The sequence below is a fragment of the Natronococcus occultus SP4 genome, from assembly GCF_000328685.1.
GTDB classification, from domain to species: Archaea; Halobacteriota; Halobacteria; order Halobacteriales; family Natrialbaceae; genus Natronococcus; species Natronococcus occultus.
The window spans coordinates 2,313,892-2,328,757 of record NC_019974.1 but is presented as its reverse complement, the minus strand read 5'-3'; the positions used below and the strand labels follow the sequence as shown (position 1 = coordinate 2,328,757).

Annotated in this window: 17 protein-coding genes; 8 read left to right on the top strand and 9 right to left on the bottom strand. The window is 66.3% G+C overall.

The genetic code is table 11. The features are described from left to right. Window positions 1-31 precede the first annotated feature (31 nt). On the top strand, window positions 32-871 hold the full coding sequence (locus NATOC_RS11590; protein WP_015321637.1) for a glycerophosphodiester phosphodiesterase: 840 nt from the start codon (window positions 32-34) through the stop codon (window positions 869-871). On the opposite strand, the gene NATOC_RS11585 is transcribed toward NATOC_RS11590, so the two are convergent. The 4 genes from NATOC_RS11585 to NATOC_RS11570 form a co-directional block, all read right to left on the bottom strand. Beyond that, window positions 872-2,401, bottom strand: coding sequence for an FAD-dependent oxidoreductase (locus NATOC_RS11585; RefSeq protein WP_015321636.1), 1,530 nt, complete (start codon window positions 2,399-2,401; stop codon window positions 872-874). It abuts the gene before it with no gap. Window positions 2,402-2,492: 91 nt separating this feature from the next. Further along, window positions 2,493-3,365, bottom strand: a complete 873-nt coding sequence (locus NATOC_RS11580) for a TIGR01548 family HAD-type hydrolase (protein ID WP_015321635.1) — start codon at window positions 3,363-3,365, stop codon at window positions 2,493-2,495. A gap of 39 nt (window positions 3,366-3,404) precedes the next feature. Then, window positions 3,405-4,043 carry a DUF3267 domain-containing protein gene (locus NATOC_RS11575; RefSeq protein ID WP_015321634.1) on the bottom strand — a complete coding sequence of 213 codons (639 nt, stop codon included), beginning with the start codon at window positions 4,041-4,043 and terminating at the stop codon, window positions 3,405-3,407. Between the two features lie 8 nt (window positions 4,044-4,051). Next, window positions 4,052-4,492, bottom strand: a complete 441-nt coding sequence (locus NATOC_RS11570) for a UPF0146 family protein (protein ID WP_015321633.1) — start codon at window positions 4,490-4,492, stop codon at window positions 4,052-4,054. Between the two features lie 39 nt (window positions 4,493-4,531). Between NATOC_RS11570 and NATOC_RS11565 the strand changes: the two genes are divergently transcribed. Together NATOC_RS11565 and NATOC_RS11560 are read left to right on the top strand one after the other, a co-directional pair. Next, window positions 4,532-5,053, top strand: coding sequence for an archaemetzincin family Zn-dependent metalloprotease (locus tag NATOC_RS11565; protein WP_015321632.1), 522 nt, complete (start codon window positions 4,532-4,534; stop codon window positions 5,051-5,053). A gap of 199 nt (window positions 5,054-5,252) precedes the next feature. Further along, window positions 5,253-5,498 (top strand): YMGG-like glycine zipper-containing protein, encoded by a 246-nt coding sequence (locus NATOC_RS11560; RefSeq protein WP_015321631.1) that lies wholly within the window; start codon window positions 5,253-5,255, stop codon window positions 5,496-5,498. A gap of 15 nt (window positions 5,499-5,513) precedes the next feature. Here the strand turns inward: NATOC_RS11560 and NATOC_RS11555 are convergent, their stop codons facing one another. From NATOC_RS11555 to NATOC_RS11540, 4 genes are read right to left on the bottom strand one after another with little or no spacing between them, the layout of a single operon-like run. After that, complete coding sequence (locus tag NATOC_RS11555; RefSeq protein WP_015321630.1) at window positions 5,514-7,325, bottom strand: ribosome biogenesis/translation initiation ATPase RLI; 1,812 nt, start codon at window positions 7,323-7,325, stop codon at window positions 5,514-5,516. A gap of 1 nt (window position 7,326) precedes the next feature. Next, a complete protein-coding gene (locus tag NATOC_RS11550; RefSeq protein ID WP_015321629.1) occupies window positions 7,327-7,662 on the bottom strand; it encodes an EMC6-like membrane protein in 336 nt (111 codons plus the stop codon). Window positions 7,663-7,721: 59 nt separating this feature from the next. Beyond that, a complete protein-coding gene (locus tag NATOC_RS11545) occupies window positions 7,722-8,972 on the bottom strand; it encodes a hypothetical protein (RefSeq protein ID WP_015321628.1) in 1,251 nt (416 codons plus the stop codon). A gap of 1 nt (window position 8,973) precedes the next feature. Then, window positions 8,974-9,540 (bottom strand): DUF7344 domain-containing protein, encoded by a 567-nt coding sequence (locus tag NATOC_RS11540; RefSeq protein ID WP_015321627.1) that lies wholly within the window; start codon window positions 9,538-9,540, stop codon window positions 8,974-8,976. Window positions 9,541-9,804: 264 nt separating this feature from the next. Here NATOC_RS11540 and NATOC_RS11535 point away from each other — a divergent pair, with 264 nt between their 5' ends. The 5 genes from NATOC_RS11535 (at window position 9,805) to NATOC_RS11515 (ending at window position 13,845) form a co-directional block, all read left to right on the top strand. Beyond that, window positions 9,805-10,317 (top strand): hypothetical protein, encoded by a 513-nt coding sequence (locus NATOC_RS11535; RefSeq protein WP_015321626.1) that lies wholly within the window; start codon window positions 9,805-9,807, stop codon window positions 10,315-10,317. Window positions 10,318-10,485: 168 nt separating this feature from the next. Further along, on the top strand, window positions 10,486-11,646 hold the full coding sequence (locus NATOC_RS11530) for a signal peptidase I (RefSeq protein ID WP_015321625.1): 1,161 nt from the start codon (window positions 10,486-10,488) through the stop codon (window positions 11,644-11,646). 130 nt (window positions 11,647-11,776) lie between these two features. Beyond that, entirely contained in the window at window positions 11,777-12,907 is a 1,131-nt protein-coding gene (locus tag NATOC_RS11525; protein WP_015321624.1) for a DUF5305 domain-containing protein, read from the top strand. 197 nt (window positions 12,908-13,104) lie between these two features. Beyond that, window positions 13,105-13,398, top strand: a complete 294-nt coding sequence (locus NATOC_RS11520) for a winged helix-turn-helix domain-containing protein (RefSeq protein ID WP_015321623.1) — start codon at window positions 13,105-13,107, stop codon at window positions 13,396-13,398. A 45-nt stretch (window positions 13,399-13,443) separates the two neighbouring features. After that, window positions 13,444-13,845: a hypothetical protein gene (locus NATOC_RS11515; RefSeq protein WP_015321622.1), complete on the top strand. Its 402-nt coding sequence runs from the start codon at window positions 13,444-13,446 to the stop codon at window positions 13,843-13,845. Here NATOC_RS11515 and NATOC_RS11510 read toward each other — a convergent pair. Further along, window positions 13,833-14,738, bottom strand: coding sequence for an NAD+ synthase (locus NATOC_RS11510; protein WP_015321621.1), 906 nt, complete (start codon window positions 14,736-14,738; stop codon window positions 13,833-13,835). The genes NATOC_RS11515 and NATOC_RS11510 overlap by 13 nt on opposite strands. Window positions 14,739-14,866: the final 128 nt, after the last annotated feature.

Here is a 14,866-nt window from a genome sequence, read left to right as displayed (position 1 = left end):
ACTGATAGGGGTCCCAGCCGTGGGCGTCGGTATGCACAGTCCCGCTCTCATCGCCCACCGCGGCTACGCCGGTGTCGCCCCCGAGAACACGATCGCCGCGGCCGTTGCCGCCGCCGAGCGCGACGCGACCGCGATGGTCGAGATCGACGTCCAGCCCGCCGCCTGCGGCACCCCGGTCGTCTTCCACGACGAGCGCCTCGAGGGAACGCGGGACGGCCGACCCGTAACCGACGCCGCTGGGCTTCTCTGGGAGACACCCCTCGAGCGGCTCACGTCGCTGTCGGTACTGGGGTCCGAGGCGTCGATCCCGACGCTGTCGGCGCTGCTCGAAGCCGTCCCCGAGACGGTCGGGCTCAACGTCGAGCTGAAGAATCCGGGGACGACCGACCTGCGCGTCGGCGACTCCCTGCCCGCGGACGAGCGGGCGGAACGCCGGGAGCTGTGGCAGCCGTTCGTCGAGCGCGTCCTCGAGGACTGCGAGGACTTCGGCGGCGAACTCCTCTTTTCCTCGTTCTGCGAGGGCGCGCTCGCCGCCCTTCGGGAGGTCGCCGACGACGCGGCCGCACCCCTCGTGTGGGACGACCTCGAGGCGGGCGTCGAGATCGCGCGCCGGTACGACTGCGAGGCAATCCACCCGCCGCGGAACGCGATCGCGGGGACCGCGCTCGCGAGCGAGCCCTACTATGGGCTCCCGACGAGCGAGCCCGAACTCGACGTCGTCGAGCTCGCCCACGATGAGGGCCGCGCGGTCAACGTCTGGACCGTCGATAGCTGGCTCCAGTTCGACGAGCTCGCCGCGGCGGGCGTCGACGGGGTCGTCGCGGACTACCCCGGGCTCGAGGCAGGGGCGGGGACGGGGCTCGCCCGGTAGCTACCCCTCCCGAGCCGGCAAGTCCTCGGTCGCCGGCCCCTCCAGGACCTCGCCGTCGGGATCGAACCGCGAGCCGTGGCAGGGACAGTCCCAGCTCTCCTCGGCGTCGTTCCACTCGACGAGACAGTACATGTGGGTACAGACCGCCGAAACGGCGTGAAGCTCGCCGTCGTCGTCGCGCGCGCAGGCGATGGGCTTCCCGCCCTTGCGGACGACCTTTGCCTCGCCGGGCCCGAGCGCCGTCAGATCCGGGGTGACGAGCGTCTGGAACCAGTCGGTGACGAACTCGCTCGCCGTGTCGGCGTTCTCGGTGAGGGTCTTGCCCAGCGAGGCCTTCGGCGTCAGCCGGAGCGGGTCGAACAGATCTAGGTCGGGCACCGGTTCGCCGTCGATATCGGCCGCCAGCAGTCGTCCTGCGGCAGTGCCGTTGGTCATCCCCCAGCCCCGGAACCCCGTCGCGACGGAGAGGTTCTCAGTTCCGGCGCCGGCGCGGCCGATGAAGGGCATCTTGTCGACGGGCTTGTAGTCCTGGGTCGACCACCGGTAGGCGATCTCGTCGACAGGGAACCGCTCGCGGGCCCACGACTCGAGCCGCCGGTAGCGGTCGGCGGTCGAGCCGCCCTGGCCCGTCTTGTGGTTCTCGCCCCCGACCAGCAACAGCTCCTCTCCCTCGTCGCGGTAGGTGCGAACGGAGCGGTAGGGATCGCCGGTGCGGTAGTACATTCCTTCCGGAGGGTCGCCGTCCAGACGGATCCCGAGGACGTAGGACCGCTTGGGGTGCATCCGGGCGAAGTAGCCTGCCCGGTCACGGATCGGAAACCCCGTCGCGAGGACGACGTGTGTGGCCCGGACGGTTCCCGATTCCGTGCGAACGACGCAGGGCGTTCCGTCCTCGAGGTCGGTCACGCGAGTCTCCTCGTGGAGGTGGGCGCCGTCGTCGGCCCGGAGCTCGTCGGCGATCGCGAGCAGGTACTTCCGGGGGTGGAACCAGGCCTGGTCCTCGAACCGGACCGCGGCCTGCGCGCGCTCGAACGGCGGGACGGAGGTGACGTAGCTGGCCTCGAGTCCCGCCGCGCGGGCGGCGTCGACCTCCCGTTCGATCTCGTCGGGCTCGTTGCTGTAGAGGTAGGAGGGCTGGCGCTCGAACCCGCAGTCGATCCCCAGCTCCTCGATCCGGCACTCGACCCGATCGATCGCCTCCTCCTGGACGGTGGCGTACCGACTCGCCTGTGCCTGGCCGAACTCCCGGCGCAGGTGATCGTAGATTGCCCCGTGCTGGCTGGTCAGCTTCGCGGTCGTCTTCCCCGTGATCCCCGTCGCGACGCGATCCCGTTCGAGGACGGCGACGGTCAGGTCCCGCTCGCGCAGCTCGATCGCCGTCGAGAGCCCGGCGATCCCGGCGCCGACGACGGCGACGTCGACGCTGCGGGCCCCCTCGAGCGGATCGGGGTCGGGATCGTCCTCGCGGGTGTTCGCGAGCCAGACTGAGGTCGCCTCGCCGGGGAGGTCGCCGCTTGCGAAGTCGGACATCGGAATCTGCGGGTAGTACGGCGAAGGCGGGGAAAAAACGGATGGGGGGAGCTGCAGGCCGCGCGGTCTCGGACGCTCAGTCGGGCACCCCCTACTCGAGCAGGTCTGGCAGCTCGTTGACCGACTCGAGGACGGCCGCGGCGTCCTCGCGCTCGTAGGCCCGACGGCCGTCCTCGCCAGTGAGCCCGCCTGTCAGCACGCCGGCGCCGCGGTACGTTCGGTCGGGATCCGCTTCCGCCGCATTGTTCGCCGTCCGCACGTCGTCTAAGGTGTCGCCGACGAAGACGACCGCGTCGGCGTCGAACCGCTCGGCGAGGACGGTCAGCGCCCGGGGGTGGGGTTTCCCCTCCTCCCAGTCGTCCATCGTAAAACGGCGGTCGGCGGGGATCGCCTCGTCGAGGCCGACCCGTTCGAGGGCGATCTCGGCCTCCGCGGCGGGACGCCCGGTCAGGACGCCGACGTCGTAGTTCTCGAGGAGCCGATCCCGTACCTCGGGCTCGAGGACGACGGGCTCGTCGTGGATGAATCCCCGCGTCTCGAGGTCGGGCTCGGCGTCCTCGAGGCCCCGGTAGAGCTCGCTGCCGAGGTACAGCTGCTGGAAGACGTCCCGGAGTTGCTGGCGGTCCCACCGATCGGTCACGCGCTGGGTCGCCCGCGCGCCGATCGCCTCGCGGACGACGCCCTCGGCGGCCTCGAGCCCGCCACCGCGCTCGGCGATCGCGTCGGTAAACTCGTCGATCGACGCGCGATAGCCCTCTTCGGTCGCGAGCACGTACAGCGCCGCGGCGTAGGTCAGTTCCCAGTCGTTGTTGAACCCCCCGGCGTTCTTGAACGCCTGGATGTCTTCTTTGCGGATCGTGCGGTCGTAGACGTGCTCGACGGATTCGACGATCGCCCGGCGGTAGGAGTCGGCGACGTCGACGAGCACGCCGTCGATGTCCAAGACGACTGCGTCTGCGTTCATACGGGGACGAACGCGCCCCCGGGAATAAAGCTGGACGGTTCAGATCGCGAGCGCGCCGACGGTCACGAGCGCGAGGACGAACAGACCGACGGCATAGAGGACGTGGGCCCACAGCCAGGAGAGAACGTTGACGACGTAGATCAGCGCGACGATCGGGAGGCCGAGCAACACGACCGGGGATCGGCGCCACTCCCGTCGGGAGCGGGTCCACAGCGTCCGCGCGTCGGTCGTGCTCGGGAAGGCGGCCATTCCGATCGAGAGCCCGATCCAGCCGAGGACGCCGCTGGCGATCGCGTACTCGAGCGGAGCCGTCCGAACGCCGCCGGCCGCAGCGACGACGAGGACGGCGCCGACGAACGCGGCGACCGCGGCGACCGTGTTCAGCAGGAACGGGGCGACGCTGATGACCACCGACTGGCGGTACCGATCGGGCGTGGCGTGGCGGACGTACCCCGGCGGGTTCCCGAACCTGAAGTAGACGGCCTCGATCACCCTGACGCCGACGAGCCGACAGGCCGTCGCGTGGGCGAACTCGTGGACGACGACCCCCGGGAAGGCAAAGAGATGGACCGCGATCCGGAGGAGGACACCCAGTCCACGCAGGACGATAGCGAGCGCGACGACGAGCCCGAGGACGGCGAGGAGAGTGGAACCGGACGGGAGCGACTCGACGGCCATCGTTGCCCTCACTCTCGCGGACCCGGGTAACTCCTTTCGTCCGCTCGCGAGGCCTCGTCGCGGGCAACGTACAGCGTCCCCTCGCGCACCGTTTTCCGTTCGACCGGCACCGCGGGCTGGTCGCCCCCCAGCGTCGTAAACAGGAACGCGGCGCCGACCCGCTCGGCGACCGCGAGGGTCGGCCGGTGGAGCTCCGGGGGCAGGTTTCGTGCGTAGATCGCGTCGGCGTCCTCGTAGATGCCGATCTCGGGGTCGACGACGTCGTCGACGACGAACTCGACGGCGTCGGGCACCGCTCGTGGCGTGACGTCAGTCGCGGTTACCGAGACGCCTGCCTCGGCGAGGGCTCCCGACAGTTCGGTGCGGCGGCCGATCCCGACCTCGACGACCCGATCGTAGGTCGTGAGATGGTCCTCGAGCGTCCCTGGATTCCCGCGGAAACTGGTCACGGCGGGACGTTTATGCTACCCGCGACCATAGCAGTTGTCATGCTCGTCGATATCGTGCCGGTCGGCAGCGTCTCCGCGGAGGTCAAGCGGGCGGCTTCCTCCGCGTTGCGATCGGTCTACGACTGCGACGTCACGGTTAACGATTCGCAGTCGGTTCCGACCGGCGCGTACGACTCCGGCCGGAACCAGTACTGCGCAGAGACGTTCATCCAGCTCGCCGAGCGGGTCGGCCGCGGGGAGAAAAACATCGCCATCACCCCCCACGACCTGTTCTACCGGCGTCGCAACTACGTCTTCGGGCTTGCCTACCTCGACGGAAGCGGTAGCGTCGTCTCCACGTACCGCCTGCAGACCTCCAGCGACGGCGGTTTCTCGAACAAAAGCGCCAGCGAGATCTTCGAGAACCGCGTCCGTAAGGAGATCGTCCACGAGATCGGCCACACCTACGGGCTCGAGCACTGCGACAACAACCGCTGTGTGATGAACTTCTCGCCGACCGTTCGGGAGGTCGACATCAAAGAGGAGAACCTCTGTGGGAGCTGTCAGCGACACGTCCACTGACACTTCGATTCTCCATCGTCGGGAGGCGACGTCCTCGAGCGGCTCGTTTTACCCTCACGTTCCGGACCGATCGTCGAGTCCGGCGATCCTCGGCCACCGATACCAAGCACCGCTGAATGGCCGTTCAGGCTGCCGTACGTGTTCGTGGTTGCGATTCTCCGGGAACACGTTTATTTCCGTTCCGCGTAGATATGTCCGTATGGTAAAACAGCAACTCGAACTCGCGCTCAGTCGCGCACGGTACGCAGCCATCGGCGCCGCCGTCGGCGGCGGCCTCGGCGGACTCGTCAATAAAAACGTCGCGAGCTCCGGTGCGGCGGTCGGTGCCCTCGTCGGCGCGACGGTCGGCGAGAACCGACTGAGCGCCCAGTCCCGACTCGACGAGCTGCGAACGCGAAAGGACGAACAGTTCGGTGGCGTGCTCTCGAAGTCGGACTCCGAGTAGCGCCGTCGAATCGAACTACGGCGAGTAGTAGTACTCTCCTTCCCGTTTTTGCTCGCGGTCCAGCTGCGACTCCGGCTTGTTAATCCGTGGACGCGAGGTGCGCTCGTCCCGCCGGAACGTGATCTCGAGGTTCGAGAGGAACTCGTTCATCCCCTCCCGCATCGGCTGGGGTTTGCTGGCGTGGCCCGCTACCGCGGGCTCGCCCTCGAAGACCATCAGGCGATCTGCCAGCAGGTCGATCGTGTAGATGTCGTGGTCGATGACCATCACGGTGGCGTCCTGCTGTTCGGCGTAGCGCCGGATCGCGCTCGTGGCCTGGACCCGCTGTTCGACGTCGAGGTGAGCGGAGGGTTCGTCGAGCAGGTACAGATCCGCCGAATCGGAGAGACAGGCCGCGATGGCGACCCGCTGGCGCTCACCGCCGGAGAGATCCGAGAGGTTCTGTTCCATGATGCGCTCTAACTGTAGTGGCTGGGCGATCTCGGTGTTCCAGTACGAGGACCCGAACTGGTCCGTAATGGAAGAGAGGAAGGCGTCGACCCGCATGTGCTGGTCGATGGTGACGTACTGGGGTTTGTAGGAGATGTCGAGATCGAGGTCGGCGTCGCCTGCGGTCGGCCCGAGGTTCCCCGTCAGCAGCTTCGCGAACGTCGACTTCCCGATCCCGTTGGGACCGACGATACCGAGCACCTCGTTGCGGTGGATCTCCCCGCCCTTGACCTCGAGGGTGAACTCGCCGTCGCCGTAGCTCTTCGTGAGGTCGGGGTAGTCGACCAGCACGTCGCCGTGGGTCGCGGTCCGTGGGGCGTGTTCCTCGAACTCGATGGGGTCCTGTCGGATCCGCATGTTCTCGTTGTCGAGATAGCCCGAGAGATACTCGTTGATCCCGTTTCGGACCGACTTCGGCGAGGTGATGACACCGTAGGCACCGGGCTCACCGTATGCGACGTGGAGCGTGTCGGCGAGCAGGTCCAGGATGGCCAGGTCGTGCTCGACGACCAGCATCGATCGGTTCTCCTCCTCGGCGAGTTCGCGGATCAGCCGCGCTGCGGTGACGCGTTGGCCGATGTCGAGATAGGGCGTCACCTCGTCGAGGAAGTAGAAATCCGTATCCCGTGCGAGCGTCGCCGCGAGCGCGACCCGCTGAAGCTCTCCACCCGAGAGATCTTCGATCGCCTGGTCCATCACGGGCCCGATCTCGAGGCGCTCGACCAGCGAATCCAGCGCCCCCCGTTCGTCGGTCCGCTCGAGCAGCTCGCGGGTGTTGCCGTCGAAGCTCTCGGGGATCTGGTCGACGTACTGGGGTTTGCGGGCGACGGTAACCTCGCCGTCGCGGACGTCGGCGATGTAGTCCTGCAGTTCGGTCCCGCGGTAGGCCTCGAGGACGTCGTCCCAGTCGACGGTCTCGTCGCGGCCGAGATTGGGCTGGAGTTCGCCCTCGAGGATGCGAACGGCGGTGGTTTTCCCGATCCCGTTCGGCCCGAGGATCCCCGTCACCTTCCCCTCCTGGGGTGCCGGCAAGCCGTACAGCGAGAAGGCGTTCTCGCCGTAGCGGTGGACGGGGTTGTCCTGGAGTTCCTGGGGCAGGTTGATGATCTCGATTGCGTCGAACGGACACTTCTCGACGCAGATGCCACAGGTTTCGCCCAGACAGATTTCCTCGGAGATGTGGATCTGGTCGGGCTGGCCCTGGTCGGCCTCCTCGCCCCGAAGCGTAATACACTCCTTGCCGGTTCGGTTGGGCGGGCAGTAGTTCTTGCACTCGTAGCTACACCGGTCGGGCTGGCACCGATCCAGGTCTACGACGGCGATGCTGTCGTCGGCCATCTCAACCCATTGCCTCCGTCGTGAGGAGGATCCCGAGGACGACGAACCAGAACGAGAACGTCATGAACGTGATAAACAGGTAGTGTTTCACGCCGAACTCGTCCTCGCCGTAGATGTCCGTGAAGTCATAGAGGACGAACTGGACGAGAACCGCCCCCAGGACGAGCAACAGCCCCCGTGTGTCGGTCGCGGCGGCCTCGGCGGCCTCGACGGACGAGACGTCGCCGGCCAGCGCCAGCGTGGCGAACGCCGCGCCGACGCCGAGCAGCGCCGACAGCGCCGTCACGCTGACCGAGCGGATGTGCTCGCGTCGGTCGCTAATCGATTCGGTCGACATGGCTCGAATTCTGTTGTCGGTGGTGAAAAGGGGTTCGCATTGCGGAGCGACCGAACGCGCTACTCGATTTCGAACGACTCTACTGCCGTCTCTCCCGTGTCAGTCCGTGTGAACGATACCTCGCCGGGACCGGGGGCCGTCGCTTCGACGCCGATCGAGACGACGATCTTCTCGCCGCCGGTCCCCCTGTCGTTGACCTGGTAGACGAGTTCGTCCTCGTTTCGCCAGACGTTCCCATCGTTCCCTGGCCCCTCCTCGAGGACGACGTCCCAGTCGTATGCGAGTCCGTCCACGTCACCCAGATCGATTCGGACCTCGTCTTCCCACGGCTCGAGCCCGTCGGTGGGGGTGAAACTGAACGTCTGACGGCCGTCGCCGGAACGGACGTCGTCGGCGCCGACTCCGACGAACGGGTCCGATCCGGCGCCCGTGCCGTCGATCTCGAACGGCGCCGTCCCGACCTCGCCGGTTTCCGACCGCGTGAACGACACCTCGTATGGGCCGCCGTCGCCGTCGGTCGCGTAGCCGCCGGCCTCGACGACGATCTCATCGTCGTGACCGTCCTGCGGGGCGACCTGGTAGACGATCGTCCCGTCGTCTCCCCAGATCTCGCCCGCTCCGTCGACGATCTCGAGTGTGTCGTCGTCCCAGAACGTCTCGGTGTAGTCGACGCCCTCCCCGTGTGGATCGCGCAGGTCGATCTCGATCTCCTCGTGGGGGTCTCGGTTCTCGGCGAGCGTGAACCGGAACTGCTGGCGTTCCTCGCTCGGACTCACGAACCCGGAGACGTCGTCGACGGAAACCGAGTCGAACCCGGTTCCGGGATCGGCTTCGCCGGGCGGATCCGGACCGGGGCGGCCGGGACAGTCGCGCTCGATCGTGAACGATCGCTCTAGCCCCTCGATCGAGATCCCGTCCCCGCTGGCGGACTCGACCGTGACCTCGAGGTCCGTCTCACCGCTTCCGGTCCCCGGCTCACAGGTCACCGCAACCGCCGTCGTGTCGCCCGGACCGAGCTCCCGATCGAACCCGCTCGCCGCCTCGAGACCCGGACCGTCGATCGTCGCGTCGGCGTCGATCGCCAGCGTCTCGTCGGCGTTGTTCGTCACCACGACGACGTCCTCGGCGTCGTTCCGATCGTCGACCACGGTATCGACCGCCTCGACACCAAGGTATCCCGACCCGTCGTCGGCGGTGCCGATCGAAACGCCGCGATCCGCCGAGATGGAGACGAATCCGAACGTCGGCCCGGCCAGTAGCGCGACGCCGAGGACGAGACACACGATCGCAATCGCGTTCGTCGCACGCATCTCAGGGTGGACGCTCCATCGCTCCCAGTCGCATTCGTCGGTTCTGGACGACGTGGACGGTCGACGACACGACGAACGACGCGACCACGAGCGTCGTCCACCCCAGTGGCGGGATGGTCCCGGTCGGGACGACGCCGAGCCACAGACCGAGCATGACGATTCCGGCAAGCACCGATAATCCGAGGTAGTACAGTCCCCACGGAATACTGTCGCTCGGGACGATATCGAGGTAGACGTCAAGCTCGGACGCGCTGTCGGTGAGTTCGATCGTCCCGTTGTCAAAGACGACCATCTCGGCCTGCTCGAGGGTCGGCAGGTGGGTTTGCTGGAGGGACGTGTAGACTCGCTTTCGCTCCGCCGAGGTAACCTCCGGAACCTCCTTGTCCAGCTCCCAGGCGGCGACGTGTTCGGCGAGGTCGCCGAGCTCGACGGGACCGTCCTCGCGTTTACAGTAGTGGATCGCGTACCGTCGCCGACTGTTCGCAAGCAGATCGAAGATCTCCCCGCGATCCGGGGTCCGTTCGTCGGCGTCGGTTCCCCTCTCCCCCGCTGCCGTGTCCATCGCCATTAGAACGTCAGTACGGGGTACTGTACCGACCACCGATAGATAAGCCTACTGGCCAACCGGTTCGCATAATTTTCGTTCGGAAACGAGAACGGGAGAGAAGACCGGCGCTGCACCGTTCTGGCCGACCTTGAAAACAGTATTATTCACCAATACGACTTTCTGGAACGCCAATACAAAGGGTCCGGGACGAGACGTATCGAACACCTAATCGGCTGCGGGCACGTCGACGCTCTGGGTCGACGGTCGGCACGAGGTGACCACACTATGAGACTCAACCGACGCAACACGTTGATCGGACTTGGAACGATCGTCGCCGGCGGCGGCGCGGCACTCGGTACCGGCGCGTTCAGTACCGTCGAAGCCGACCGAAACGTAGACATCGAAACGGACGGCGACGGTGACGCACTTCTGGAGTTACGCATCGAGAGCGAGACGTTGAGTGGAGACAACGAGAACGACGTCATCGAATTCGCTCTCGATAACCTCAACGAGGACGCAACGACGAGGTTCAACGACGCGCTCGTGATTGGATATAACGGAGACGAGGACGACGTCACGTACTCGATCGAGATCGAAATGGCAGAAACTGAGGAAGATATTCTCAATACGGACGGAGGTGCGATGTATTTCGAGGGAGACGGACCCTTCGATGTCACAGGATCAGATGAGGAGGACGAAATATCCCTCGACGTCGTCTTCGATCTCCGGGAGAACGACGAGGGCGACATTCCCGGGGAGATTACCATCATCGCTGAGAGCGACGAGAGTACCGAGTAACGAACGCAACCGTCACTGATCGATGGGCGTTTCAGTTACCGATCCGATCGGTGAGAGCTGACGACGATAGCCGTCGTCGCACGCTACGAGCCCGACTCCCGCCGAGCGGAGAGCTGACTCCGAGTGCAGGTTACAAGACGGGGTAGATATGATGAGGAACGAGTAAGAATGCGATCCGTCGCTGCCCGTGTTACGGCCGGAGTCGTCGTCCTCGCCGTCGCCGTACTCGTACTCGGCCAGCTTCTCGGGCAGCCGATCCTGCTTGGATACGTCGCGACGGGGAGCATGGAGCCGACAATGGACGCCGGCGACGGGTTCGTCGCCGTGCCAAGCGCCGTCGCCGGCTCGCCGGAAGAGGGGGACGTCGTCGTCTTCGACGCCGAGGAGCTCCACGGGGGCGAGCTGACGACCCACCGGATCGTCGAGGACACCCCCGAGGGGTACGTCACTGCCGGAGACGCGAACCCGTTTACCGATCAGGACGGCGACGAGCCCCCCGTAAGCGACGATCAGATCGTCGCCGTCGCCTGGCAGGGACACGGCGAGCCCGTGACGATTCCCCACCTCGGCACCGCGGTGATGGGCGTTCAGGGCGCCCTCGAGTCGGGGTACGGCGCGGTCGCGTCGGTCGTCGACGCGCCGGCGGCCGACAGCCACAGTCTCGGTGCGGCGCTGGTCGGCCTCGGCGTCGCGCTGTTCGGGCTCGGCCTCCTGTTCGATCGACTGGGTGCCGGCCGGCGCGAGACGGCCCGATCGACCTCCCGCGAGGACGTCTATGCCCTCTGGGCGACGGTCGCGCTGGTGGTGGTCGTCCTCGTCGCGCTGGCGACGGCGGCGATGGTCGTGCCGACCGGAACGACGGCGTACGAGATCGCCGTCACGGAGTCGCCGACCGACGACCCGCAGGTGCTGGAGCCGGGCGAGACGACCGAGCTGTCACGGACGGTCGAGAACGCGGGGTACGCGCCGGTGGTCGTCGTCCACGAGGCCGAGAGCGATCGTTTCGAGGCGGATCCCGCCCGACAGACCCTCGCCCCGCGGAGCGACGCCGAGACGACACTGTCGGTGTCGGCACCCGCGGAAACCGGCGAGTACGGCTACGATGTCGGCGAGTACCGCTATCTCGCGGTGTTGCCGCCCGCGGTGCTTACCACACTGCACGGGATCCATCCGCTGGTCGCGGTCGCCGCAGTCGATCTGGTCGTCGTCGGCCTGGCGATCGGACTCGTGGTGCTCCTGTTCGGACGCGGCGATCTCCGGATCCGGAGCCCGGGCGATCACGTTCCGCTCTCGACGCGGCTACGGCGTCGGCTCCGACGATGGCGCTAGGCCGCTACCGTTATAGCGGTCGCGCCACACCTCGCATGTATGAACAGTTCTCTGTCCGAACCTGTTCGCTCGGGCAACGGTCGTCCTCAAGCGACGGACGGGCGGGTGCGACCGTCGGCGGGTGGGACGCGTGATCGATAACCCGCGAGTGAACCTGGCCGTCGCCGGCCGCGCCCGAACGATCGCGATCCTCCTCGCGGTGATCGGCGTCCTCGCCCTGGCCAGTGCCGGCTGGGTTGCGGCGACGCCGGGAACGTCGACGACGACCGAGGACGTCGACCGGGAGACGGTCGCGACCGAGGTGACGACCAGCGCGACCGTCCTCGAGGACGGTCCCTGGGAAGTCGGAACCGAACTCGAGGACAATCCGGTCTACACGCTGCCCGAGACCCCGGAGCTGACGATCACCGCAGAGACCGACGTCCCGTCCGACGAGGCCGAGGTCGAACACGAGGTGCGGCTCCGCCACGAGGCCGACCGCGACGAGGCGGTCTTCTGGGAAGAGAGCGTTCTCGAAGAACGGACCGCTGCGACCGTCGAGGACGGCGTCGCTCGATCCGAGACGACGGTCGATATCGAGGGGCGCTACGAGGAGCGCGCCGAGATCGAGGCGGAGTTCGACGGCGTCGGAACCGTTCGGACCGTCCTCGAGGTCGTCGCGGTCTACGACACCGGAACGTACGCCGACGAACAGGTCGTCTCGAGTCCGCTCGAACTGACCGAGGGCGCCTACTGGCTCGAAGACGACGAGGAGCTGGCGGCGTCGACCGAGCACAGCGACACCGTCCAGGTTGCGGTGCAAGACTCGCCGAACGTCACGCTCGTCGCGGGACTGGCGGCGATCGGCCTGCTCTCGTTTGCCGGCGCCGGGTTCGTTTACAGCCGCGAGCCGATCGATCGGGAGTCCGCCCGACGAGATCTCCACAGACACCGCTATGCCGAGTGGATCTCGGAGGGATCGATCCCGATGTGGGTCGGCGACTACCACCTCGAGCTCGACACCCTCGAGGACGTCGTCGACGTCGCGATCGATACGAACGCGCGGGTCGTCCACGACCGACAGCGGGGGCTGTTCGCGGTCGTCGACGACAACGTCGTCTACTACCACTCCGAGCGAGGTCAGTGGGAAAAAACCGCCTGGCCGGAGCTCGACCTCGGCGACGAGACTCCCGCTCCCGCCGACGAAACGGCGCTTCCCCCCGAGGAGTCGTTCGGCGAGCTTCCGGACCCCGACGACGACGACGCCTGGGAACGGATCTGAGCCCCGACGGAGTTCGTCCGCCGGGCGACCGTTTTTGCCGAGCCGTGGTTCGGCTGACCGACCGGTCAAACAGCCGAGAAGTTTCGGTATAGCTCCCGTACCCAATTTTTTCTCGTTGGAAGTTATAGATATATTTTCTCGATTTCCGTCCCAGTAAGGCTCAACTTTTATACTACTGGGACCTTTCGAATCGTAATATGACCGCGACTGACGGCGAGGACCTGGAGGATCTTCCACCGAGCGCGAAACTCGTTTTCAAGGTTCTCGAGTACGACGGTCCCTTGACCCAGAAACAGATCGTCGAGGAGTCGATGCTCTCGGCTCGAACCGTCCGGTACGCCCTCGAGCGTCTCGAGGAGATCGGAATCGTCGACGAGGATATCTACTTCGCCGACGCGCGCCAGAGCCTCTACCGTCTCGAGGAACCCGTCGCGGCCGACGGGAGCGGCGTCGAGGAGTCCCCGAAGAAAGACGCCTGCTGTGCGGAGTAGACCGGAAACGGCAGGATTATTTTTCGCTAGCGGTCGTTTCGGTGTATGGACAAGGAGCGCTTGCCGCGCTGGGGATGGTTGCTGGTCGGGCTGTTCGCAATGTCGATCGTCGCACAGCTGCTCAATCAGCTGGTGTTGTTCCCGATCGGGCTCCCCGAGGTGTATCAGTCGATTACCGTCATCACGCTGATGTCGCCGGTGTTGATCTACGTCGGCGTCTGGTACGATGAGGACCGCCAGCACTACTGGGACCAACCCCAGGAGCGGATGGTCGCGGATCTGGCGTTCGTCCTCGCCGGCGCGGCGCTTGGTTCCTCGATCGCGCTGGTCGCGATCGTCGACTTCGGGCTCCCCCAGATCGTCCAGGACATCGTTGCGATGGCCGTCGGATTCATGCTCTCGTGGGGGCTGTTCTGGTGGCGCAACCCCGATATCTATCTCGAGTAGGAATCGACGTCGCCGAACCCCTCGCGGTCCGCGATTCCCGGAGTCCGGGGGGTCTGTCGCTTGTGGGCCGTCCGGACACACCGCGCGACGATCTCGTGGGCGAGGTCGGGCTCGATCCCGAGGACGTCGATCGCGTCCTCGAGGGGGACGTCCTCGTCGACGAGCCGCCACAGCAAGGGGTCGATGACGTCGTAGGCGGCGCCGAGCTCGTCGGCGTCGGTCTGGGTCGCCCAGAAGCCGGCGGTCGGCGCCTTGGTGACGATCCGACGGGGGACACCGAGCCGTTTCGCCAGCGCTCGGACCTCGGTCTTGTAGAGGTCGCCGATCGGATACACGTCGGCCGCGCCGTCGCCGTACTTCGTAAAGTAGCCGAGCAGAAGCTCCGAGCGGTTCGCCGTTCCGACGACGAGCCGCGACTCGCGGTTCGCGGCGTAGTACGCACAGGCCATCCGCAGCCGTGCGACCACGTTTCCGAGCGCGTAATTGCGCTCGTTCGGCCGGTCGGGCGTCTCGGGTTCGAACTCGGCCGCGACCGTCTCCTCGAACGCGTCAAGCAGCGGCTGGAGCTGGATCTCCCGAAACTCCATCCCGAGCCCGTCGGCGATCGTTCGGGCCTCGTTGACCTGCGTGCGATCGCTCTTATGACAGGGGAGTCCAAGCCCGAGGACTCGGTCACTGCCGAGCGCCTCGACGGCCAGCGCGGCGGTTACTGTCGAATCGATTCCGCCGCTCATCGCAACGACGACGCCGTCGGCGTCGGCGCCGGAGACGGTTCGACGAAGGTCGTCGACGATCCGCTCTCGGACCGTCTCGAGGCCGTCGCGATCGGTGATGAACGGACCTGGATCGGTATCGATCTCAGAATAGACGAACGTCTTTCTTTTGGCACCCATGGTTGAATCACTCGATGTTGATCTACGAATATCAAGACATTTGTCTCGTATAAGTGCTTTATGATTATACAGCTAGTACGCTCGGTATGGGTGACGGTGTCACGAACAAGTCGGAGAAAAGTTGGGCG